This window comes from Belnapia mucosa, assembly GCF_016775475.1.
Classification (GTDB): Bacteria; Pseudomonadota; Alphaproteobacteria; order Acetobacterales; family Acetobacteraceae; genus Belnapia; species Belnapia mucosa.
The window spans coordinates 10,845-30,525 of the sequence record NZ_JAEUXJ010000002.1 but is presented as its reverse complement, the minus strand read 5'-3'; the positions used below and the strand labels follow the sequence as shown (position 1 = coordinate 30,525).

Below are 19,681 nucleotides of genomic sequence, written 5' to 3'. Positions count from 1 at the left end.
GCCTTGGGATGGCGGCAATCCAGCCCTGATCCGGCCTTGCCGCGGGAGCCACTATGCCTCCTCGGACTTCCAAAGGAGGACACCATGCGTAGCCTTCTCGTCGCAGCCGCTCTGGGCCTTGGGCTGCTCTCGGCCGGCACCCAGGACGCCGCCGCAGCGCCTTTCCCTGCGCAGGCGCCAGCCGGTCTCGCCCAATCGGCCATCCCGGTCCACTATCAGCGCGGCTATGATCATCGCGGCTATCATCAGCCGCATTATGCGCCGCCGCCGCGGCATCACTGGCACCGCTATGCGCCGCCGCCTCCGCCGCATCGCTCCTGGCACCATCCGCGGCCTCACCATTACGGCTGGCGCTAGCGGGTCCGGCTGCCCTCCGCCGGCAAGGCGGGGGGCAGCGCGGCCCGGAGCAATTCCCATGCGGTCGTCAGGTGGCGCCGCAATGCCGCCTCCGCCGCATCGGGATCCCGGGCAATGATCGCGGCCAGGATCTCGGCATGCGCCGCATGGTTCAGCCGGTCGTATTCCGCCCCGCGCGGCATGCATCGCCAATGGTCCTGCAGCCATTCGACATAGGCGCGGTGCACTTCCGGGAAGATCGGATTGCGTGGCAGGCGATAGAGCAAGGCGTGGAAGGCGGCATCGGTGGCGTAGAAGCGCTCGGGATCGCCGATCGCCGCCCGCACAGCGGAGCGGCTGACGCCGAAGCGCCGCATCAGCTCACGTTCGGTCGGCAGGCGAACGCCGGAAGGTAAGCCGCCGGTGGCGATGAGGCGCGCGAGTTCGGCCGAGACCGTATCGGCCAGGCGCGGAGAGGTGCGGCGACGGGGCTCCTGCAGGTGGTCCATGGCCCAGCTTCCGGAGAAACAGGGGCACGGCCAAGGCATTCGGTGCCAAACAGCATCAAATTCGGGCGGACCAAGCGGTAGCGGCATCGCGATATTGCGCGGTGACGCGGACGTGTGCGCCGCGCCAGACTCCCGTCTGGTCGGACCAAACGCCCGGCCAAGCGCCATCGCCGCAGGCGAGGCAGGCGACCGGCCCAAGCCAGCGCCGGATCAGGAGGACCGACCGGAATGAGCATCCCGCGCGGGACCCTCCTTGCCCTGCCTGCCGCCGCTGGATCGCAAGCTGCATTACCGCGTCGGCTTCTCCCAGACCGAGAGCATGCGCTTTGAGGCGCAGGAGCTCTTCGCCATTGCCGCGACGGTCGTCGGCGGCACGCTGGCGGGCGTGCTGCTGCTCGGCCTCATCTTCAACATCCTCAACTTCGAGAATGGGCGCGGCACGATCAGCCTTTCCGTCTATTGGCAATCGGTGATCCGCGGGCTGTTCCTGCTTGTCGTCGTCCTGTTGCAGGCGCGGCTGCTGGCTACCCGCACCGCGCCCGCCCGCTGAAGGAGCCCACATCATGCCCCGCATCGCCTCGATCGAGACCGGCTTCTACCGCATTCCCCTGCCGGAGGCTCTGACCGACAGCATGCATGGCGAGATGCGCGCCTTTGAGCTGAACACCGTCCGCATCCGCGATGCCGATGGCGCCGAGGGCACCGGCTACACCTACACGGTCGGCCGCAATGGCGCCGCCGTCGATGCCGTGCTGTCGCGCGAATTCCCGGAGATCATCACCGGCGAGGACCCCGACGGTATCGAGCGCCTCTGGCACAAGGCCTGGTGGGCGCTGCATTATGGCGGCCGCGGCGGCCCAACCATCCTCGCTCTCTCGGCCGTGGATATGGCGTTGTGGGACTTGAAGGCACGCCGTGCCCGTCTTCCGCTCTGGAACCTGCTCGGCGGCTACGATCCGAAGGTACCCGCCTATGCCGGCGGCATCGATCTGGACCTGCCACTGGATGCGCTGCTGAAGCAGACGGACGGCAACCTCGCCAAGGGTTTCCGCGCCATCAAGATGAAGGTCGGCCGCAAACGCCTCGCCGAGGATGTCGCCCGCGTCGCCGCCATGCGCGCCCATCTCGGCGAGGGTTTCCCGCTGATGGCCGACGCCAATATGAAATGGACGGTCGATGAGGCGATCCGCGCCGCCCGCGCCCTGGCCCCGCACGACCTGACCTGGATCGAGGAGCCGACCATCCCCGACGATCCGGCCGGCCATGCCCGCATCCTGCGCGAGGGCGGCCTGCCCGTGGCCGCCGGCGAGAACCTCCGCACGCTCTGGGATTTCAAGCAATACATCGCCACGGATGCCGTGAGCTACCCGGAGCCGGACGTGACCAATTGCGGCGGCGTCACACCCTTCATGAAGATCGCGCATTTGGCCGAGGCCTTCAACCTGCCCGTCACCTCGCATGGCGCGCATGACGTGACGGTGCATCTCCTCGCCGCCTGCCCGAACCGCAGCTATCTGGAGGCGCATGGCTTCGGCCTCGAACGCTATATCGCCGAGCCGCTGAGGATCGAGGAGGGCTTCGCCATTGCGCCCAACCGGCCCGGCCATGGCATCGCCTTCGACTGGGAGAGCCTGGCGCGGCTCAAGGCATGATGGAGCGTTACGACCATATCGTCATCGGCGGCGGCTCATCCGGCTGCGTTGCCGCGGCGCGGCTGGTCGCGGGCGGCGCCCGCGTGCTGCTGCTGGAAGCTGGCCATTCCCATCGCCATCCGCTGCTCGACATGCCGCCGGGCATCTTCAAGATGATCAACGGCAGCAAGTTCATGCGCTACCATCGGACGGTGCCGCAGGAGCATCTGGACGGGCGTGTGCACGACATTCCGCAAGCGAATGTGCTGGGTGGCGGGTCTTCCGTGAATGCGCAGGTCTATATGCGCGGCCGCCCCTCCGACTATGACGCCTGGCACGAGGCGCTGCGCGGCGACAACGACTATCCCGGCTGGCGCTGGACGGATGTTCTGCCGCATTTTCGCGGCATGGAGGGCAATGACCGGCTGCATAACGAGCTGCATGGCAGCGACGGCCCGCTTCTCGTCTCCGATCCCGGTCATATCAACGAGGTTTCGCGCTGGTTCATCCAGTCGGTGCAGGCGCTGGGCGAGCCCTATAACCACGACTTCAATGGCCCGGTCCAGCGCGGCGTCGGCTTCTACCAGTTCATGAACCGCCGCGGCCGGCGCAGCAGCGCCGCCTATGCCTTCCTCGCCCCGCTGGAGGGCAACCCGAACCTCACCCTCCGCCTGCAGGCACGCGTCCGCCGTGTCGTCATCGAGCGTGGTCGCGCCGTCGGTGTTGTCTGGCAGGATGCGAAGGGCCGCGAGCACCGTGCCGCGGCCGATGGCGAGATCGTCCTCGCCGCTGGCTCCCTCGTCACGCCGCAGCTCCTCATGCTCTCAGGCATCGGTCCCGCCGCGCAGCTGCAGGAGATGGGCATCGACTGCCTGATCGATCATCCCGGCATTGGCGAGAACCTGATCGACCATCCGGAAGTCCCGATCATCGCCATGGCCAATGGAAAGCATGGCTACTTCCGGCAGGGCGTCGGCTGGCGGATGCTGCTGAACGGGCTGCAGTTCAAGCTGCTCGGCACGGGGCCGATCCTCTCTGCCGGGGTCGAAGCCGGCGCCTTCGTCAACCCGATCGACCGCGATGACGAGCCGACGATCCAGGCCTTCTGCGTGCCCATCGTCTATCTCGACCGCGACACGCTGACGCTGGTGAAGGACAGCTACGGCGTCACCGTCACGACCGTCGTGGTGAAGCCGAAGTCGCGCGGCCATGTGCGACTGCGCTCGGCCGATCCGGATGCCATGCCGCTTGTCTCGCCGAACCTGCTTCAGCACCCCGAGGATGCGCGGGCGATGATCGAGGGGCAGCGCTTCTTCCTCCGCGCCTTCCAGACCAGCCCAATGGCGGAGCGCATCGCCTCCATCGCCATCCCCGATCCTGCCAGGCTGGATGACGAAGCGATCATGCGGCATTGCCGGCGCTTCGTGAAAACCAACTACCACCCGGCCGGAACCTGCCGGATGGGTTCGGCGGCCGACCCACTCGCGGTGCTCGACTCACGCCTTCGGGTGCGGGGGCTCGGCAATCTGCGCGTCTGCGACCTTTCGGCGATGCCGGATATCAATGCGGGCAACACCAATGCCCCCGCCATGATGCTGGGAAGTCGCTGTGCCGAATTCGTCTTGCAAGATGCCGAGCGTCGGGGGGCGTCTGGGGGACCGGCAGACCGGTTTGCGGTGACGGCCCCCTGATCTGCGTCGAGACCCTCTCCGGCTGACGAATAGGATACCTCCCCTGGCACCGGCCCGGGATCGCGCTATGGTCGGGGCATAATAAGGGCACGCGCCGTTCTCTCCGGACGTCGCGGAGCCGAAGTCGGGGAGACGTCTCGCATGCCCATCAGCCGCCGCAGGCTTGGCCTCGCTGCCCTTCTGGCGCCATCGCTCGCCCATGCCCAGACCGCCCCAGGCTGGCGGCCCGATCGGCCCATCCGCTTGGTCGTGCCCTTTGCCCCCGGCGGCTCCAACGACATCGTCGGACGGATCATCGCGGATGCGGCGGGCCAGGCGCTCGGCCAGCCGATCGTCGTGGAGAACCGCGCCGGCGCCGGTGGCGTGATCGGCGCCGAATATGTCGCGCATGCGGCGCCGGATGGATACACGCTGCTCATCAACAGCTCGCATTCGACGATACCCGCGATCGTCGCGCGCGTGCCGTATCAGACGGTTGAGGATTTCGTCGGCGTGGCGGTTGCCGGCTTCTCCCCCTATGTCGTCGTCGTCAATCCACAGCTGCCGGCGGATACGGCGCAGAAGCTCGTCGCCTTGTTGCGGGCCAATCCGGGTCGCTACAATCTCGCCACGGCCGGCAAGGGCAGCGGCGTACATCTGGGCGGGGAATTGTTCCGCAGCACCTTCAAGGTTGAGGTCGAAGTGGTGCATTACCGCGGCGGCGGCCCGAGCGTTGCCGCACTCGTCTCCGGCGAAGCGGAGGTCGGCACCCCAACCATGGCCTCCGCGATCGGGCAGGTGCGCGGCGGGGGGCTGCGCGCGCTCGCGGTCATGGCGGAGCAACGCACCGCGGCCTTGCCGAATGTGCCGAGCGCAACCGAAGCCGGTCTGCCGGGGCTGATCCATGAGGAGTTCTTCCCCATCCTCGCCCCTACCGGCACCCCGGCACCCGTCGTAGCTGCGCTAGGCACCGCCTTCCGGGGTGCGATCCAGCAGAGTGCCGAGAAGCTCATCGAACTGGCCGGCGTCGCGCCGCGTGCAGGTTTCGAGACGCCCGAGCAGGTGATGAATTTGGTGCGCGAAGGGGCAGAACGCTACACGGCCATCCTGCGCGCGGCGGGCATTCAGCCCGAGTAGCAGAGCCGGAGCTCTGCCCGCCATCTCGCTCTGTACGGTCCCGCTCAGCACCATTGTGCAAACCGAGAATTAGCAGGCCAACAAAGGCAACTTCCACGCCCCAGGGGCTTATGGCAGCAGTGCCACAGGCTGCGCGGAGCCACCATGCCGGACGAGCGCGACAACGGTGAGCGGCCTCCTTTGGGGTTCGGCTTCGCGGCTCTGCTCGCGGTCCTTCTGTCGCTTCCACTCTGGGGCGGCATTCTGTGGCTGGCCCGGCTTGTATGGCGCAGCCTGACCGACATGCATTGATTTGTACGGGATGTCGGTCGAGAAAGCCGCCCCTGTCCTTGGCCGCCATTCACACCCCGCGCCGTTCGTCGCCACGCCGACTGCGCTTGGGGAGCCGCCACATATCGTACTGCCAATAGGCGAGATCATGGAATATGCGAGAATGCCGGCCGCCTGGGATTGCCTCTCGGGAATTTTCGGCAAAGGGGACAGGCAGGGTTGATCTCGATGCGGTGCTGGGACATGCGCCGCCGGATCGCCTGACGATCCTGGTCATGGCCTATCTGATGGTGCCGGTGCTGCTCTTCCTTGCCACCTGGCTCGCTGTCTGGGCGGCGCTGCCGGTGGTCCTGATTGCGCTGGCTGCGATGGCGCTGACGCCTGGCTGGTATGGCCCTTGGCCCGTCGGGCGCGGCATGACAGCAGCCTGCCTTGCGCTGGGCCTGCTCTGGGCGGTGGGGGCCACGGGGACGCACCATCTTCTCTATAGCGCCGCGGATTGGCAGATCCGGGACGCGGTACTGCTCGATCTCACGATCCAGCCCGGGCCGGTCGCCTATACGGTCGGCGAGCAGACATGGCTGCTGCGTGCGCCGCTCGGCTACTACATGCCCGCTGCCCTGATCGGCCATGTCCTGGGCTTCGGCGCGGCGCAGGCGGCCTTATGGGCCTGGACCGGCTTGGGGCTGGGATTGACGCTGGCGCTGCTGGCCTGCCTCACCAGCGCGATGGTCCCGGCGAGGCGAGGCTGGGTAGCCTTCGCGGTGGCAGGGGCACTGTTCATCTCTTTCGGCGGCCTCGATATCCTGCCGAATATCTGGCTCGACTGGCGGGCGGGCGTCGGCCCATGGGCGAGCTGGGGTCGTGGCGGGGACTGGTGGGCGCGGCTGTTCCAGTATTCCGGCCATGTCACGCTCCTGCTCTGGGCGCCCAATCACGCGTTGCCAGCCTGGCTCGCAGCGCTCCTTCTGCTGCGGCATGGCTCTGAAGCGCGCTTCGCACGCGCCGCAGCCCTGCCGCTGGCGGCGGGCGTCTTCTGGAGCCCGCTTTCCGCCGCAGGCGCGGCAGCCTTGACCATGGTTGCCCTGCTCCGGGGCGGCGTCGGGGCGGCGCTGCGTGCGGCTTTCGCGCCCCCCAACCTTCTGGCTGTCGTGGTCGCCATCCCACTCTGCCTCTACCTCACGGCCGGCTCGACCGCGATCCCGCACCATCCCTTGCTCTGGGAGCATCCGGAGGCTTGGGCGGCCGGGCGTTGGCTGCTGTTCCTGGCGATCGAAGTGCTGTCCTGGGCAGCCTGTGCGCTGCTGCTGGTCCGCGGCAAACTGCTGACGGCCTCTCTCGTCTTGTTATGCCTGCTGCCCGGCTACGTGTTTGGACCCGGGAATGAGATGACAATGCGTGGCGGCATCGCACCGTTAGTCGTGCTGGCCGTCGCCGCCATTGCGGGGCTGCTGGCCCCGGTGAATGGCCGCTTGCAACCGCTCGGCCGTGTGGGCTTGGTCGCCTGCGCGGCCCTCGCTGCGGCTGGTTCGGCGATGGAGGGGAGCCTGATCGTCACCCACGTCGCTTGGCCGGCCAGCCGGGACTGCTCCCTGCCCGAGGCCGCACGGCAATCCGTCTTCACCGGATCCACCGACTGGTCGCATTACGTTGTGACCTGGCCGGATCGCTCGCTGCAGACCTGGCTCGCCCCACCGAACTTCCGCCATACGCAGACGGATGCCCTGGCACGCTGCTGGCCCCAGGGTGGCGTGTGACCGATCGCCAGCGCGACGGCAGACTCTCCGCATCCGAAAGAAAGCGGAGTTGTGAAGGCGCGACGTCCCAGCCTTTCTCCTCTTGGTACGTTTTATACGCACCAACAAGGGAGAAGCGACCTTGCATTCCAACATCAAGACGATTCTGCTGGCAATGACGGTTTCGCTCGGTTTGGCGGCATGCGGCACGAGTCCGGGCGGCCGGGCCGTGTCGGGCGGATTGCTGGGTGCCGGCGCCGGCGCCGGCGTGGGCGCGTTGACCGGCGGCAGTGTCGGCACGGGTGCGCTGATCGGCGGCGGCGTGGGCGCGGCCGGTGGCGCATTGACGGCGCCGAGGCGCTACTGAGGCACGATCCTCACAGCACGCCGACCCTGGCAGGCATTCGCTAGGGTCGGCGTGCGAGGAAGGAGGCATCCTGCATCGACGGGGCCTCGCCGGGCTGCGACGGAGAGGGCGAGCCGAAGGCGAGGCGCGTACGCTCATTCAAGCCCATGGTATCCCAGGCGGCGGCAGCCTCACGTGGTGCGCCCGAGCCTCGCAACTGGCGCTCGACGCGAAGCTGTTGCGCCGGCGTCAACCGTTCCCAATCCATCGCAAGCCAGGGGTTCTGCCGCACGGTGCCGCGGACCCATTGGCCATCATCCCGCTCCGGCACGGACGGTGCTGGAGCTTCGGTGGCGGCGGGCGGCGAAGCCCGGGCAGCGGTCACCGGAGGTTGCGGCAACGCAACCTGAAGTTGTTCCCGCCTGGGGTTGGCAGGCTCTGCTGACCTGGAATGCCGCGCGGCATAGGCTTCGGGGTCGAAAAACTGGTCGAGATAATCCATCCGGGCCATTGTTTCGCAGCCCGGCAGCAGAAGCAGCGCCGATGCCAGCGCAAGGCGCCGCCACGGCCGCATCCCCGATAGTGGCTTCCGGCCTGCACGCCGGTCAGACATCCAAACTGCCATACCCTCCTTAACGGCTGGCCTTTGCCCGGGATGCCATGTTTGCGCGAGCGTGATGGGACGCGGGCGCGGCCAGACCAGCCCCTCCCCTCGAAGCCGCCGCTCCGGTTCGCAACCGGGGCAAGTCCCGTAGGTTCCCTTTCGATCATCTCCGCCGCGAGGACATCATGGCCATCTCGGAACAGCGCCTCTTCGACGCCCTTGCCACCCTCAGCCGGGCCTTTGCGGAAGGCGGCATCCCCAGTCTCCAGGGCGAGGATGCCACGCCGGGGGATGCTTCCATCGAAGCAGCCTCCCCCGCCATCGCCGCCATGGATGACGAGGCCCGGGAAGTGCTCGGCGAGGCGGCGCTCGCCGTTGCCTTCGGGGCCTTCGCCTCCCGCGGCGGCGATGGTGGGCCGATCCAGACCCTGATCGCCGCCATGGGGCTGCTGGCGATCCTGGCGGATGAGGAGCCGGATCCCCCGGCCGAGATTCTCGGCATCAAGGCCCATGATGCACAGGTCGAGGCCGAGATCGACCGGGCCGGAGAGGAGATCGACCAGCATTTGGGCCGCGATGCGGCGCCCGAGACGATGACCGCGGCGCTCGAGGCACGCATCCTCGGCACGGCCATCACCCTGGCCGGCTGCACCTTGCCCGATGGGGTGGATGGCCAGGCCGCGGTGCGCCTGCGGGCGGCGCGGTGCCTTACCAGGCTGGCGACCGGGCTGATGGCGATGAACGCGGCGGGCCAGGCTGTGCCCGGCGACACGGCCGGGGCCTGAGAATGGCAGCGCCGGCCTCCCCTACCCCGCGCCGGGTCGCGCTCGGTGTCAGCCTCACCGCAGTCGCCGGCGGCGGCGCGCAGGCCCGGGCGGGCGCCGCGGGGCATGTCGTCCTGCTGGGCGACTCCATCTTCGACAACAAGCCCTATGTAGCCGGTGGGCCGGATGTGGTCGGGCATCTGCGCAGCCGGCTGCCCGCAGGGTGGCGGGCCACTCTGGCGGCGGTGGGCGGCAGCGTGACCGCCGACGTCCCGCGCCAGTTGGCCAGTATCCCGGCCGGCGCCACCCATCTCGTCATCAGCGTCGGCGGCAATGATGCCGGGCGGCAGGAAGGCGTGCTGGCCAATCCGGCACGGACAGTGGGCGAAGGCCTGGCGCAGCTGGCCAGCATGGCGGACCGGTTCCGCCAGGAATACCGGGCCATGCTCGATCGGGTGCTGGCGCGAAGGATCCCGATGGCGCTCTGCACCGTCTATGACCCGCGCTTCCCCGACCCGCAGCGGCGACGCCTGGCGGTGGCCGGGTTGACCCTGTTCAACGATGTGATCGGGCGGGAGGCCTTTCAGCGCGGCCTGCCGCTGATCGACCTCCGCCTGGTCTGTAACGAGGATGCGGATTTCGCCAATGCGATCGAGCCCTCGGTGCAGGGCGGGGCCAAGATCGCGGCGGCCATTGCCCGCTTCGCTCAGGAGCCCGAGCCGCGGCCGCACCGCTCCGTCGTCTATGGGGGCAGTGCCGGATGACTCGAAAACAGGTTGGACGGACGTGGTGATCGCCGCATTCTGCGCTTCAACTGCTCCTTCACAGGCGGAAACCCAGAATGTCGTCCTCAGAAACGCTCCCGGCTGCGACCGACCAGGCTCTCGACTACGACGCCATCGTCGTCGGGGCCGGCATGTCGGGGATGTATCAGCTCATCCGGCTGCGCCAGCTCGGCCTGCGGGGGCGGGTCTTCGAAGCCGGGACGGATGTCGGCGGGACCTGGTACTGGAACCGCTACCCTGGGGCGCGCTTCGATTCCGAAAGCTATTCTTATGGGTTTTCCTTTGATCCCGAATTGCTCCAGGAATGGAGCTGGTCGGAGCATTTCGCCCCGCAGCCCGAGACGCTGCGCTACCTGAACCATGTCGCCGAGAAATACGACCTGCGCCGCGATATCCAGTTCAACAGCCGTGTCGCCAGCGCCCATTACGCGGATGATTGGCGTGGCTGGACCGTCACGCTGGAGGATGGGAGCCGGTATCGGGCACGCTATCTGATCACCGCCATCGGCGTCCTCTCCGCCCCGACCCTGCCGCGCATCGCTGGGATCGAGAGCTTCCGGGGCCAATCCTGGCACACCGCGCGCTGGCCGAAGGAGAAGGTGGATTTCACCGGCCAACGTGTCGCAGTGATCGGGACCGGCGCCACGGGGGTCCAGACCATCCAGGAGGTGGCGAAGACCGCAGCGCATCTCACGATTTTCCAGCGTACCCCGAATTGGTGCGCCCCGCTGCACAACCGCCCCATCACCGAGGACGAGCAACAGCGCATCAAGGCCAGCTATCCGGAGATCTTCCGCCGTTGCCAGGAGACCTTCTCCTGCTTCCTCCACACGCCCGATCCGCGCGGCACCTTCGAGGTCACGCCGGAGGAACGGGAGGCCTTCTACGAGGAGCTTTACGCCTCACCGGGCTTCGGCATCTGGGTGGGCAATTTCCGCGACATGCTCACCGACCCTGCGGCGAATCGGGAAATCTCGGACTTCGTCGCGCGGAAGATCCGGCAGCGGGTGAAGGATCCCAGGCTCGCGGAGATGCTGATCCCGAAGAATCACGGCTTCGGCACCCGCCGCCTGCCGCTGGAGACGCGCTACTACGAGGTCTACAACCAGGACAACGTCACCCTGGTCGACAGCCGGGCGACACCCATCGAACGCATCACGCCGACCGGCATCAAGACCAGCGAGGCGGAGTTCGAGTTCGACATCATCATCTACGCCACCGGTTTCGATGCCCTGACCGGCGCTTTCGACCGCATCGATATCCGCGGCACGGACGGCCAGCGGCTGAAGGAGACATGGTCAGGCGGCGCGCAGACCTTCATGGGCATGCTGGTGGAAGGCTTCCCCAACATGCTCATGCTGCTGGGGCCGCATACCGCCCTGGGCAATATTCCGCGCAGCATCGAGTACAATGTCGAATGGGTGAGCGATCTCCTGCGCCATATGCAAGAGCATGGCCTGACCCGGGTCGAGGCGAGGCCGGAGGCGGTGCAGGCCTGGACCGACCATGTGAAATCCTGTGCGGCCGGGCTGCTGACCTTCGAGGTCGACTCTTGGATGACGGGCGTCAACCGCAATGTCGAGGGCAAGCAGACCCGCACCATCGCGCGCTATGCCGGCAGCGCTCCGGCTTACCGGGCCTGGTGCGATGCGGTGGCGGCGAAGGGGTATCAGGAGCTGATGCTGCGATAGGGTTCGGCTTGGCGGCACATCCCGCTGCAGTTGGGCGGCAAACTCGGCATTAGGTCGTGCAGCCAGATGACGGTTTCGCCGGATGCATCTCCTGGCTCGCCCCTCAATACCGGGCTTCCGACTCAGCCGCTGGTTGAAGCGGAGGCGTATTCTCTTGCCTTAGGGTCCACCGGGTGCAGCGCACCGGCATATCAGCTTGCGGACCATCCAACCCGCTTGCATTTCTGTAAGCTGAATGTCTTACATATTGCGGCTTTGCAATCTCGGGCAAAAGACCCGGAGGGGAGGACGCGATGAGGCACCCGGTTCTGGCGCATATGCGCGACCATGTCTGGTTTTGGATTGCCGGATTGCTTGTGCTTGGCCTTGCCTTGGGCTGGGCGGGGCTTGCCACGCCAGCGGCGTTCCTTGTCATGATCTCTGGGATTCTGATCATCGTCAAAAGCCAGGGGACGGATGTGCTGACGATCGTCACCACGAATCCCGTGGCCCCGAGCGACGGCATGAATGGCGACAACACGACCGTGCGGGCTACACCGCAACATGAGCCGGCATATCGATGACGCGTCCTGCGACCTGATGCGCAGCACCTTGGGATAACGGAGGCGGCGCTGATGGCGCCGCGCTCCTGGAATTCATCTCAGCTTCCACGGCCTGGGCGTCTGCCCACCGGCCAGGGATGCGGCTGGGCGGACCAGCCTATATGCGCTCATCCGGCGCCATGTAGATCTCGGCGATGCCGCTGCGGATGACATCCACGATTTCGCTGTAGCGGCGGCGGATGACGATGCTGCTATCCGTCAGGCAGGCGGCGACGTCGCGCCTGCGGAGGAGCTGCGCGAAGCGGACATGGGCCATCATGTCCAGCCTCTCGCGCCGGCGCATATCGATCCAGCGCACGAAGTGAATGCGGCTGTTAATGCTCTCCAGCAGGCGGACGAATTCCGGGTTGTGCGTCATGCCCGCAATCCGCAGATGGAACTCCTCATCATGGCGAAGCGCCTCCAGGCTCTTGCCATTCTCCTGCGTCGGGCGGGACTGGGCGAATTCCTCGAGCGCCGCGAGCTCCTCCTCGGTCGCCCGTTCGCAGGCAAGGCGGATGATCGCCTCCTCCAGCGAGACCCGCAATTCGTAGAGGTTGTGAATCTCCTTCGCGTCCAGCATCCGGCCGAAAAAGCCCCGCCCCGGCACGGTGGTGACGAAGCCCTCCGAGACCAGCCGATTCAGCGCTTCACGCAGCGGCGTGCGGCTCACCTCGAGCTGTTCCGCCAGGGCGATCTCGTTGATCCGTTCCCCAGGCCGGAATTGGTAGGTCATCGCCATGACCTTGATGCGCTCATAGACGCGGCCGGTTGAGGCCGGATTCACGGCCGAATTTCTGACCGTCTTCATGCCGGCGTCCTCCTTGGGCCATGGATCTGACCCGGATGCTCGTGCCCAGGCTTTGGGCAGACCGTCCAGCCTTTTTGCAATCCTGGCCTATCTGCCTGAAGTTGGCCTGAAAAGTCCATACCACAGAGCTGCATACAGGATTGCATTGCGAATTCTTCACTGCCTAGACTGACCCAAGGCCGGGTTCTTCCGGCCAGCCGGCTTTCTCGTGGCAGAAGCAGGGAGGGTAGTATGGGCTCGAAGCGGATGATGCGGCTGGGCATGTCGATGCGGGGCCTTGGCTATCACCCCGCGGCCTGGCGCCACCCCGATGTGCCGGCGAACGGCACCGTCAGCTTCCAGCACTACCTGCGGAACGCGCAGACCGCGGAGCGTGGGCTGTTCGACATGATCTTCTTCGCCGACGGCATCGGCATCCGCGAGCATGACCAGCCGCGCGGCGCGCTGGCGCGCTCGGGCTACGAGATCATCGAGATGGAGCCGATGACGCTGCTGCCGGCCCTGGCGGCGCGCACCAGCCGGATCGGCCTCGTCACCACCGCCTCCACTACCTATAACGAGCCTTTCCACATCGCCCGCAAATTCGCGACCCTCGACCTGATCAGCGAGGGACGGGCGGGCTGGAATGTCGTCACCTCCTGGTCCGAGGCAGAGGCGCGCAACTTCAACCGGGAGCATCACCTGGATTACGACACGCGCTACGAGCGCGCGGCGGAATTCGTCGAGGTGGTCACGGGTCTCTGGGACAGCTGGGAAGAAGGCGCCTTCCTCTACGACAAGGCGCGCGGGTTGTTCTACGACGAGAGCCGGGCGCATGTGCTGAATCATCGCGGCAAGCATTTCCAGGTCCGCGGGCCGCTGAATGTGGGCGAGATGCCGCAGGGCCGGCCCATACTGTTCCAGGCCGGCGCCTCGGAGCAGGGACGGGAGATGGCAGCCGCCTCGGCCGATGTCATCTATGCCGCGCATGACACGATCGGCGCAGCGCGCGCCTATTATGCCGATGTGAAGGGGCGCCTGTCGCGCTATGGCAGGGATTGGGACGACCTCAAGATCATGCCGGCGCTGCGGCCTATTGTCGGCCGCACCGCGGCCGAGGCACAGGCGAAATTCGACGAACTGCAATCCCTGCTGGACCCCATGGTGGGCTTGCAGCGGCTCTATGGCACCTTCGGCGACCTGACCGGCTACGACGTCGATGGACCGGTGCCGCTCGACCGGCTCGGCCCGCAGGAGCTGAAGAGCTTCTCCGAGCGCTGGGTGCAGCTCGTGCGCGAGAAGAACCTGACAATCCGCCAGCTGTATGAACACAAGGCCGGGGCCGGCGGCTTCCACCTGATTGGGACTGCCGCCGAGATCGTCGATGTGATGGAGGAGTGGATGGATGCGGAGGCCTGCGACGGCTTCAACATCACACCGTCCATCCTGCCCGGCGGCTGCGACGATTTCGTCGAGATGATCACGCCGGAATTGCAGCGCCGCGGCCTGTTCCGCACCGCCTATGAAGGCAAGACGCTGCGGGAGAATCTCGGCCTGAAGCCGCATGTGAACCGCTACAGCCGGCAGGCCGCGCCCGAACCGGTCTCCGCCTGAACGGGGCGACCGGGTCTGCATAGTGGGGAAGGAGGTCCTGCCCGAGGCGCCGGTTGTCGACCCGGCCTGTAGCGGCGGCCTGCCATTTGAGAAGGAGAGCGCATCATGATCGGGACCGGACCTGCCTCATCTCCTCCCCTCTCCCGCCGGGGCCTGTTGCAGGGGGCCGGAGCTGGTGCGCTCGCGGCCACATTCGGCGCCCAGGCGCAGGAGGCGAGGCCGCGTCGCGGCGGCATCCTCCGCATCGCCGCAGCCGACCAGAGCAGCACTGACACCTTCGACCCGGTCCTCGCCCGCTCCGGCTCCGACTATCTGCGGGCCAAGGCTGCCTTCAACGCGCTGACCTGGGTGAATAGCCGGGCCGAGGCGGTGCCCGACCTGGCGGAATCCTTCGAATCCGACCCGCAGGCGATGCGCTGGGTCTTCCGGCTGCGCAAGGGCGTGCGGTTCCATGACGGCAGCCCGGTGCGGACGGCCGATGTCGTCTATTCCATCATGCGGCACAAGACCGGCCCCTCCCTCGGCAGCGCCATCGTCGCCAATGTCGCCTCCGTGGCGGCGGACGGGCCGGATTCGGTGGTCTTCACCCTGACCTCCCCGGATGTGAGCTTCCCGCTGGCGATGAGCGAGTTGCATATGTCCATCGTGAAGGAAGGCACGACGGAGTTCAGCCGGCCGATCGGCACCGGGCCCTTCCGGATCGAAACCTTCCAGCCCGGCGTGCGGACCATCGGCACGCGCAATCCCGAATACTGGGTGCCCGACCGCCCCTATGTGGACGGGTTCGAGCTGATCCCGCTGTCCGACATGCAGTCCCGCGTCAATGCGCTGCTCGCGGGCGATGTCCACCTGGCGGTGAACCTGCGCGGGGTCGGCATCGACCAGGTGCGCCAATCCACCGCGGCGAAGCTGCTAACCACGCCGACCGCAGGCTTCGCCAGCGTCCATATGCGGGTGGACATGAAGCCGTCCGACAATCTCGACCTCCGCCTCGCCCTCGCCCATCTCATGGACCGCCGGCGCTTCGTGGAGGTGGTGCTGCGCGGCCAGGCGGTGCTGGGCAACGATGTCCCAATCCTCTCCACCAGCCCGCTCTACAACACGGACCTGCCGCAGCGGGCGCTCGATCCGGACCGGGCGAAGTTCCATCTCGGCCGCGCCGGGATCGGCTCCGCCCCGGTCGAGGTCTATGTGACCGATGCGGCGAATGGCGGCATCGATATCGGCCAGCTCCTGCAGCGGGAAGCGGCCCGGGCGGGGCTGAACCTGTCGCTCAAGCGCGTGCCGGCGGATGGCTACTGGGTCAATGTCTCCGGCATGCACCCCTTCACCAACAACCAGGTCACGCCGCGCCCCTCCGACGACATGAACATTGCCCTGTTCTGGAAATCCAACGGCGCTTTCAACAAATGCCGCTTCACCGCCCCGGGCTTCGACGCCCTGGCCGATGAGGCGCGGGCCACCCATGACCAGGGCAAGCGGCGGGAGCTGTATTTCCGCATGCAGAAGCTGATCCATGACACGACCCCGCAGGTGATCCCGGCGATGCAGAGCTATGTGGACGGCATCTCGAATCGGGTCATGGGGATCGAGCCGGTGCCGGTCGGCTATCTCGGCGGCTTCAACGGCATCCAGAATGCGTGGCTTGGGGCGTGAGGCGCGGTCTCGGCCGCCTCCTGGCGACAAGGCTGCTCGGCGCGGGCGCCGTGCTGCTGACCGTCTCCCTGCTGGTCTTCGCCGGCGGGGAGATGCTGCCCGGCGATGTTGCCCAGATCATGCTGGGCGAAGGGGCGAGCGAGGCGGAGGTGGCGCAGCTCCGGCGGCAGCTGAACCTCGACCGCCCGGCGCCGGAGCGCTACCTCGACTGGCTCGGCGGCATGGCGCAGGGCGACTGGGGCGTGTCCTACACCACCAAGCGACCGATCGGCGAGATCCTGCCGGTGCGGGCCCGCAACACCGCCCTGCTGACCGTGCTGACGGTGCTGGTGGCTGTCCCGGTGGCGCTCGGCCTCGGCGTGCTGATGGCGCTGTTCGCCGGCACCGTCTTCGACCGGGGCCTTTCCGTCCTGCTGCTCGGGCTTTCCGCCATGCCGGAATTCCTGATCGCAACCGCCGGCGTGCTGGTCTTCGCGGTGCGGCTGCAATGGCTGCCGGCGATCAGCAGCGTCAGTCCTGATGCCGGGCTGGCAGATGCGGCGCGGGCACTGGCCCTGCCGGTCCTGACCCTCTCCCTCATCATCGTCGCGCAGATCGCACGCATGACGCGGGCGACCCTGGTGGGCCTGGCGGACCGCCCCTTCATCGAGATGGCGCAGCTGAAGGGGGCGTCGCGCCTGCGGGTCCTGCTGGTGCATGCGCTGGCCAATGCCATCGGCCCGCTGGCGAATATCGTCACGCTCAACATCGCCTTCCTGGTCAGCGGCGTGGTGGTGGTGGAGACGATCTTCGCCGTGCCCGGGCTGGCCCAACTGATGATCAATGCCGTCTCCAACCGCGACATGCCGGTGGTCGAGGCCTGCGCGATGATCTTCTGCACGACCTATGTGCTGCTGCTGCTGGCAGCCGACCTGTTCGGCGCCGCCTTCAACCCGCGCCTGCGGCGGAGCGCCCGATGAGCGACCTCGCCGCGGATGCCGGCCCGGCGCAGCGCCTGGGGTCGCGCCTGCCACCGACCGCCGCCCTGCTCTCGCTCGCCGTGCTGGGCTTCTGGATCCTGGCCGCGCTGGCCGGGCCGGCTCTGCTGCCGCATGGCCCGGCCGATTTCGTCACCGATGACGGCTTCGCCCCGGCTTCCGCCGCGCATCCGCTCGGCACGGATTATCTCGGGCGGGACATGCTGGCGCGGCTGGTGGCCGCTGCCCGCTCCACCCTGGCGATCAGCCTGCTGGCGACGCTCGGCGCGCATCTCATCGGCGATACGCTCGGCATTCTCGCGGCGCTCCGGGGCGGCGTCCTCGACCAGGTGCTGAGCCGCGTGGCCGAGGTCATGCTCTCCATGCCGAAGCTGATCGTCGGACTGGTCGTCATCGCCGTGGTCGGGCCTTCCGCGACGGTGCTGGTCGCCGTCACCGCGGCGGTCTATGCCGCCACCGTCTTCCGCATCTCCCGCGCGATCGCGCTCGACCTCGTCGCCCTCGATTTCATACGCGCCGCACGGCTGCGCGGCGAGAGCATGGGATGGCTGATCTTCGGGGAGCTGCTGCCGAACATGCTGCCCCTGCTGGCAGCGGATTTCGCGCTGCGAATGAGCTTTTCCATCCTGTTCATGAGCAATCTGAGCTTCCTCGGCCTCGGCCTTCAGCCGCCGGCGGCGGATTGGGGCGGGCTGGTGCGGGAGAATCTGGAGGGCCTGGCCTCCGGCTCCCCGGCCGCGCTCTATCCCACCCTGGCGATCGGCAGCGTGACGATCGCCCTGAACCTGCTGGTGGACCGCTGGGGCTCCACGGCCAGGCCGCGGGAGGCGCTGCATTGAGCGCGCCATTGCTGCGGGTCGAGAACCTCGTCATCGGCCCCTTGACCGGCGGTCCGGCCGTGGTCCGCGACGTCTCCTTCTCCGTCTCGCCCGGGGAGGTGGTGGCGCTGATCGGGGAATCCGGCTCCGGCAAGACCACCGTCTCGCTCTCCGCCCTCGGGCATATCCGCGCGGGGTTGGCCTTCCGCGGCGGGCAGGTCACGCTCGACGGTGTCGACATGCTGCGCGCCGGACGGGAGGAGGTGCGCCGGATGCGCGGCCAGGTCGTCGCCTATGTCGCGCAGAGCGCCGCCGCGGCCTTCAACCCGGCCTTCCGGCTGAATGCGCAGGTGACGGAGCCGGCACGGCTGCACCGCTCGCGCCCGCCGGCGGCGGCGCTGGCGGCGGCGCAGGCGCTGTATCACCGCATGGAGCTGCCGGAGCCCGGCCGGATCGGCGAGCGCTTCCCGCACGAGGTTTCCGGCGGGCAGTTGCAGCGCTTCATGCTGGCCATGGCGATGGTGGAACAGCCGCGCCTGATCGTCTTCGACGAGCCGACCAGCGCGCTGGACCCGACAACGCAGGTGGAGGTGCTGGCCGCCATCCGTGCCGCGATCGAGGGGCGCAATGCCGCCGCTCTCTTCGTCACCCATGACCTGCCTGTCGTGGCGCAGCTCGCCGACCGCATCGTGGTCATGCGCCACGGGCGGCTGGTGGAGGAGGGACCGGCGCGGCAGATCCTGGATGCGCCGGCGGAGACCTATACGCGCTCCCTCCTCGGGGCCTTCCATCGGCGCGGCGCGGCGCCGCCTCGGCAGCCGGATTCCACCGCGCGGGTGCTGCTGCAGGCCCGGGGCCTGACCGTCGGCTTCGGCGAGGGCGAGGCAACCTTCCTGGCGGTGGACCGGGCCGACCTGACGGTGCGGGCCGGGCAGGTGGTCGCGGTCATCGGGGAATCCGGCTCCGGCAAGACCACCCTGGCACAGGCCATCGCCGGGCTCTGCGCGCCGCGAGCGGGCGGCGTGGTCCTGGATGGCAAGCCCCTGGCCGGGCTGGCCTCGGCCCGCAGCCGGGACGAGCGGCGGCGGATCCAGATGGTGTTCCAATCCGCCGACACGGCCCTGAACCCCCGGCACACGGTCGAGCGGATTCTGGGCCGGGTGCTGCGCTTCTGCTTCGGCCTCGGCCGCCGGGCGCGGCAGGCGCGGGTGCAGGAGCTGCTCGCCATGGTGCAGCTGCGGCCGGAGCATGCGGGCCGGACGCCCCGGGAGCTGTCGGGCGGGGAAAAGCAGCGCGTGAATCTCGCCCGCGCCCTGGCCGCCTCGCCCGATGTGCTGATCTGCGACGAAGTGACCTCGGCGCTCGACACGGTGATCGCGGATGAGGTGGTGCGGCTCATCGCGCGCCTCTGCTATGAGCGGCAACTCGGCGTGGTGCTGATCTGCCACGACCTGCCGACGGTCGCGGGGCTGGCGGATGAGGTGAAGGTGATGCGCCGCGGGCGGGTCGTCGAGGAGGGTGCGCCGGCGCGGATCTTCAGCGCGCCGCAGCACCCCTACACCCACCTTCTGGTGAGCTCGGTGCCGCAGCTGCGACCCGGCTGGCTCGAGGAGGCAATTCGCCTGAGGGCCGGGATACAGGAGGCTGCCGAGGGGCAGGAGGCGAAGGTGCCGGCCTTGTAAGACCGGGGCGGCAGGCACCGCAGGGGGCACAAGGGCATGCGGGATTCGCGCATTCCGCCAGGTCCGGCCCTATCCTCCACGGCA

Annotated in this window: 20 protein-coding genes; 17 read left to right on the top strand and 3 right to left on the bottom strand. The window is 67.9% G+C overall.

Annotated elements, in window-relative coordinates; genetic code table 11:
- Positions 1-84: 84 nt before the first annotated feature.
- Positions 85-357 carry a hypothetical protein gene (locus JMJ55_RS04810; RefSeq protein ID WP_202824385.1) on the top strand — a complete coding sequence of 91 codons (273 nt, stop codon included), beginning with the start codon at positions 85-87 and terminating at the stop codon, positions 355-357.
- Here JMJ55_RS04810 and JMJ55_RS04805 read toward each other — a convergent pair.
- Positions 354-845 carry an FCD domain-containing protein gene (locus JMJ55_RS04805; protein WP_202824384.1) on the bottom strand — a complete coding sequence of 164 codons (492 nt, stop codon included), beginning with the start codon at positions 843-845 and terminating at the stop codon, positions 354-356. The two genes, JMJ55_RS04810 and JMJ55_RS04805, sit on opposite strands and share 4 nt — an antisense overlap.
- 253 nt (positions 846-1,098) lie before the next feature.
- On the opposite strand from JMJ55_RS04805, the gene JMJ55_RS04800 reads away from it, so the two are divergent.
- The 7 genes from JMJ55_RS04800 to JMJ55_RS04770 all read left to right on the top strand — a co-directional run bounded on the left by JMJ55_RS04800 (position 1,099) and on the right by JMJ55_RS04770 (position 7,656).
- Positions 1,099-1,395, top strand: coding sequence for a hypothetical protein (locus JMJ55_RS04800; RefSeq protein ID WP_202824383.1), 297 nt, complete (start codon positions 1,099-1,101; stop codon positions 1,393-1,395).
- Positions 1,396-1,408: 13 nt separating this feature from the next.
- Complete coding sequence (locus JMJ55_RS04795; protein WP_202824382.1) at positions 1,409-2,497, top strand: mandelate racemase/muconate lactonizing enzyme family protein; 1,089 nt, start codon at positions 1,409-1,411, stop codon at positions 2,495-2,497.
- Positions 2,494-4,167, top strand: coding sequence for a GMC family oxidoreductase (locus tag JMJ55_RS04790; RefSeq protein ID WP_202824381.1), 1,674 nt, complete (start codon positions 2,494-2,496; stop codon positions 4,165-4,167). The genes JMJ55_RS04795 and JMJ55_RS04790 overlap by 4 nt, the downstream gene beginning before the upstream one ends.
- A 249-nt stretch (positions 4,168-4,416) precedes the next feature.
- A complete protein-coding gene (locus JMJ55_RS04785; RefSeq protein ID WP_328702586.1) occupies positions 4,417-5,283 on the top strand; it encodes a Bug family tripartite tricarboxylate transporter substrate binding protein in 867 nt (288 codons plus the stop codon).
- 144 nt (positions 5,284-5,427) lie between these two features.
- Positions 5,428-5,574, top strand: coding sequence for a hypothetical protein (locus tag JMJ55_RS04780; RefSeq protein WP_202824379.1), 147 nt, complete (start codon positions 5,428-5,430; stop codon positions 5,572-5,574).
- A 212-nt stretch (positions 5,575-5,786) separates the two neighbouring features.
- Positions 5,787-7,310 (top strand): hypothetical protein, encoded by a 1,524-nt coding sequence (locus JMJ55_RS04775; RefSeq protein WP_202824378.1) that lies wholly within the window; start codon positions 5,787-5,789, stop codon positions 7,308-7,310.
- Between the two features lie 121 nt (positions 7,311-7,431).
- Complete coding sequence (locus JMJ55_RS04770; protein WP_236033431.1) at positions 7,432-7,656, top strand: hypothetical protein; 225 nt, start codon at positions 7,432-7,434, stop codon at positions 7,654-7,656.
- A 40-nt stretch (positions 7,657-7,696) separates the two neighbouring features.
- On the opposite strand, the gene JMJ55_RS04765 is transcribed toward JMJ55_RS04770, so the two are convergent.
- Complete coding sequence (locus JMJ55_RS04765) at positions 7,697-8,248, bottom strand: hypothetical protein (RefSeq protein ID WP_236033430.1); 552 nt, start codon at positions 8,246-8,248, stop codon at positions 7,697-7,699.
- A gap of 176 nt (positions 8,249-8,424) precedes the next feature.
- On the opposite strand from JMJ55_RS04765, the gene JMJ55_RS04760 reads away from it, so the two are divergent.
- The 4 genes from JMJ55_RS04760 (at position 8,425) to JMJ55_RS04745 (ending at position 12,042) form a co-directional block, all read left to right on the top strand.
- Entirely contained in the window at positions 8,425-9,024 is a 600-nt protein-coding gene (locus JMJ55_RS04760) for a hypothetical protein (protein ID WP_202824376.1), read from the top strand.
- 2 nt (positions 9,025-9,026) lie between these two features.
- Positions 9,027-9,767: an SGNH/GDSL hydrolase family protein gene (locus tag JMJ55_RS04755; RefSeq protein ID WP_202824375.1), complete on the top strand. Its 741-nt coding sequence runs from the start codon at positions 9,027-9,029 to the stop codon at positions 9,765-9,767.
- 77 nt (positions 9,768-9,844) lie between these two features.
- Positions 9,845-11,479: a flavin-containing monooxygenase gene (locus JMJ55_RS04750; RefSeq protein WP_202824374.1), complete on the top strand. Its 1,635-nt coding sequence runs from the start codon at positions 9,845-9,847 to the stop codon at positions 11,477-11,479.
- Between the two features lie 293 nt (positions 11,480-11,772).
- The gene (locus tag JMJ55_RS04745; RefSeq protein WP_202824373.1) at positions 11,773-12,042 is read left to right on the top strand and encodes a hypothetical protein; all 270 of its coding nucleotides are present in this window, start codon (positions 11,773-11,775) and stop codon (positions 12,040-12,042) included.
- Between the two features lie 136 nt (positions 12,043-12,178).
- On the opposite strand, the gene JMJ55_RS04740 is transcribed toward JMJ55_RS04745, so the two are convergent.
- Positions 12,179-12,871: a GntR family transcriptional regulator gene (locus JMJ55_RS04740; protein ID WP_202824372.1), complete on the bottom strand. Its 693-nt coding sequence runs from the start codon at positions 12,869-12,871 to the stop codon at positions 12,179-12,181.
- Between the two features lie 231 nt (positions 12,872-13,102).
- On the opposite strand from JMJ55_RS04740, the gene JMJ55_RS04735 reads away from it, so the two are divergent.
- The 5 genes from JMJ55_RS04735 (at position 13,103) to JMJ55_RS04715 (ending at position 19,597) form a co-directional block, all read left to right on the top strand.
- The gene (locus JMJ55_RS04735) at positions 13,103-14,464 is read left to right on the top strand and encodes an LLM class flavin-dependent oxidoreductase (RefSeq protein ID WP_202824371.1); all 1,362 of its coding nucleotides are present in this window, start codon (positions 13,103-13,105) and stop codon (positions 14,462-14,464) included.
- A gap of 105 nt (positions 14,465-14,569) precedes the next feature.
- Positions 14,570-16,120: an ABC transporter substrate-binding protein gene (locus JMJ55_RS04730; RefSeq protein WP_202824370.1), complete on the top strand. Its 1,551-nt coding sequence runs from the start codon at positions 14,570-14,572 to the stop codon at positions 16,118-16,120.
- Complete coding sequence (locus JMJ55_RS04725; protein ID WP_328702569.1) at positions 16,117-17,079, top strand: ABC transporter permease; 963 nt, start codon at positions 16,117-16,119, stop codon at positions 17,077-17,079. Before JMJ55_RS04730 ends, JMJ55_RS04725 begins: the two co-directional genes overlap by 4 nt.
- A complete protein-coding gene (locus JMJ55_RS04720; protein ID WP_202824369.1) occupies positions 17,076-17,936 on the top strand; it encodes an ABC transporter permease in 861 nt (286 codons plus the stop codon). The genes JMJ55_RS04725 and JMJ55_RS04720 overlap by 4 nt, the downstream gene beginning before the upstream one ends.
- A complete protein-coding gene (locus JMJ55_RS04715) occupies positions 17,933-19,597 on the top strand; it encodes an ABC transporter ATP-binding protein (protein WP_202824368.1) in 1,665 nt (554 codons plus the stop codon). The genes JMJ55_RS04720 and JMJ55_RS04715 overlap by 4 nt, the downstream gene beginning before the upstream one ends.
- The last annotated feature ends 84 nt before the right edge of the window (positions 19,598-19,681 follow it).

Excerpts from the sequence above, each read along its gene's own strand:
- JMJ55_RS04760 (WP_202824376.1), top strand. The coding sequence starts at position 8,425 with ATGGCCATCTCGGAACAGCGCCTCTTCGACGCCCTTGCCACCCTCAGC.
- JMJ55_RS04720 (WP_202824369.1), top strand. The coding sequence starts at position 17,076 with ATGAGCGACCTCGCCGCGGATGCCGGCCCGGCGCAGCGCCTGGGGTCG.
- JMJ55_RS04780 (WP_202824379.1), top strand. The coding sequence starts at position 5,428 with ATGCCGGACGAGCGCGACAACGGTGAGCGGCCTCCTTTGGGGTTCGGC.
- JMJ55_RS04735 (WP_202824371.1), top strand. The coding sequence starts at position 13,103 with ATGGGCTCGAAGCGGATGATGCGGCTGGGCATGTCGATGCGGGGCCTT.
- JMJ55_RS04745 (WP_202824373.1), top strand. The coding sequence starts at position 11,773 with ATGAGGCACCCGGTTCTGGCGCATATGCGCGACCATGTCTGGTTTTGG.
- JMJ55_RS04740 (WP_202824372.1), bottom strand. The coding sequence starts at position 12,871 with ATGAAGACGGTCAGAAATTCGGCCGTGAATCCGGCCTCAACCGGCCGC.
- JMJ55_RS04755 (WP_202824375.1), top strand. The coding sequence starts at position 9,027 with ATGGCAGCGCCGGCCTCCCCTACCCCGCGCCGGGTCGCGCTCGGTGTC.
- JMJ55_RS04730 (WP_202824370.1), top strand. The coding sequence starts at position 14,570 with ATGATCGGGACCGGACCTGCCTCATCTCCTCCCCTCTCCCGCCGGGGC.
- JMJ55_RS04790 (WP_202824381.1), top strand. The coding sequence starts at position 2,494 with ATGATGGAGCGTTACGACCATATCGTCATCGGCGGCGGCTCATCCGGC.
- JMJ55_RS04810 (WP_202824385.1), top strand. The coding sequence starts at position 85 with ATGCGTAGCCTTCTCGTCGCAGCCGCTCTGGGCCTTGGGCTGCTCTCG.
- JMJ55_RS04765 (WP_236033430.1), bottom strand. The coding sequence starts at position 8,248 with ATGTCTGACCGGCGTGCAGGCCGGAAGCCACTATCGGGGATGCGGCCG.
- JMJ55_RS04750 (WP_202824374.1), top strand. The coding sequence starts at position 9,845 with ATGTCGTCCTCAGAAACGCTCCCGGCTGCGACCGACCAGGCTCTCGAC.
- JMJ55_RS04805 (WP_202824384.1), bottom strand. The coding sequence starts at position 845 with ATGGACCACCTGCAGGAGCCCCGTCGCCGCACCTCTCCGCGCCTGGCC.
- JMJ55_RS04795 (WP_202824382.1), top strand. The coding sequence starts at position 1,409 with ATGCCCCGCATCGCCTCGATCGAGACCGGCTTCTACCGCATTCCCCTG.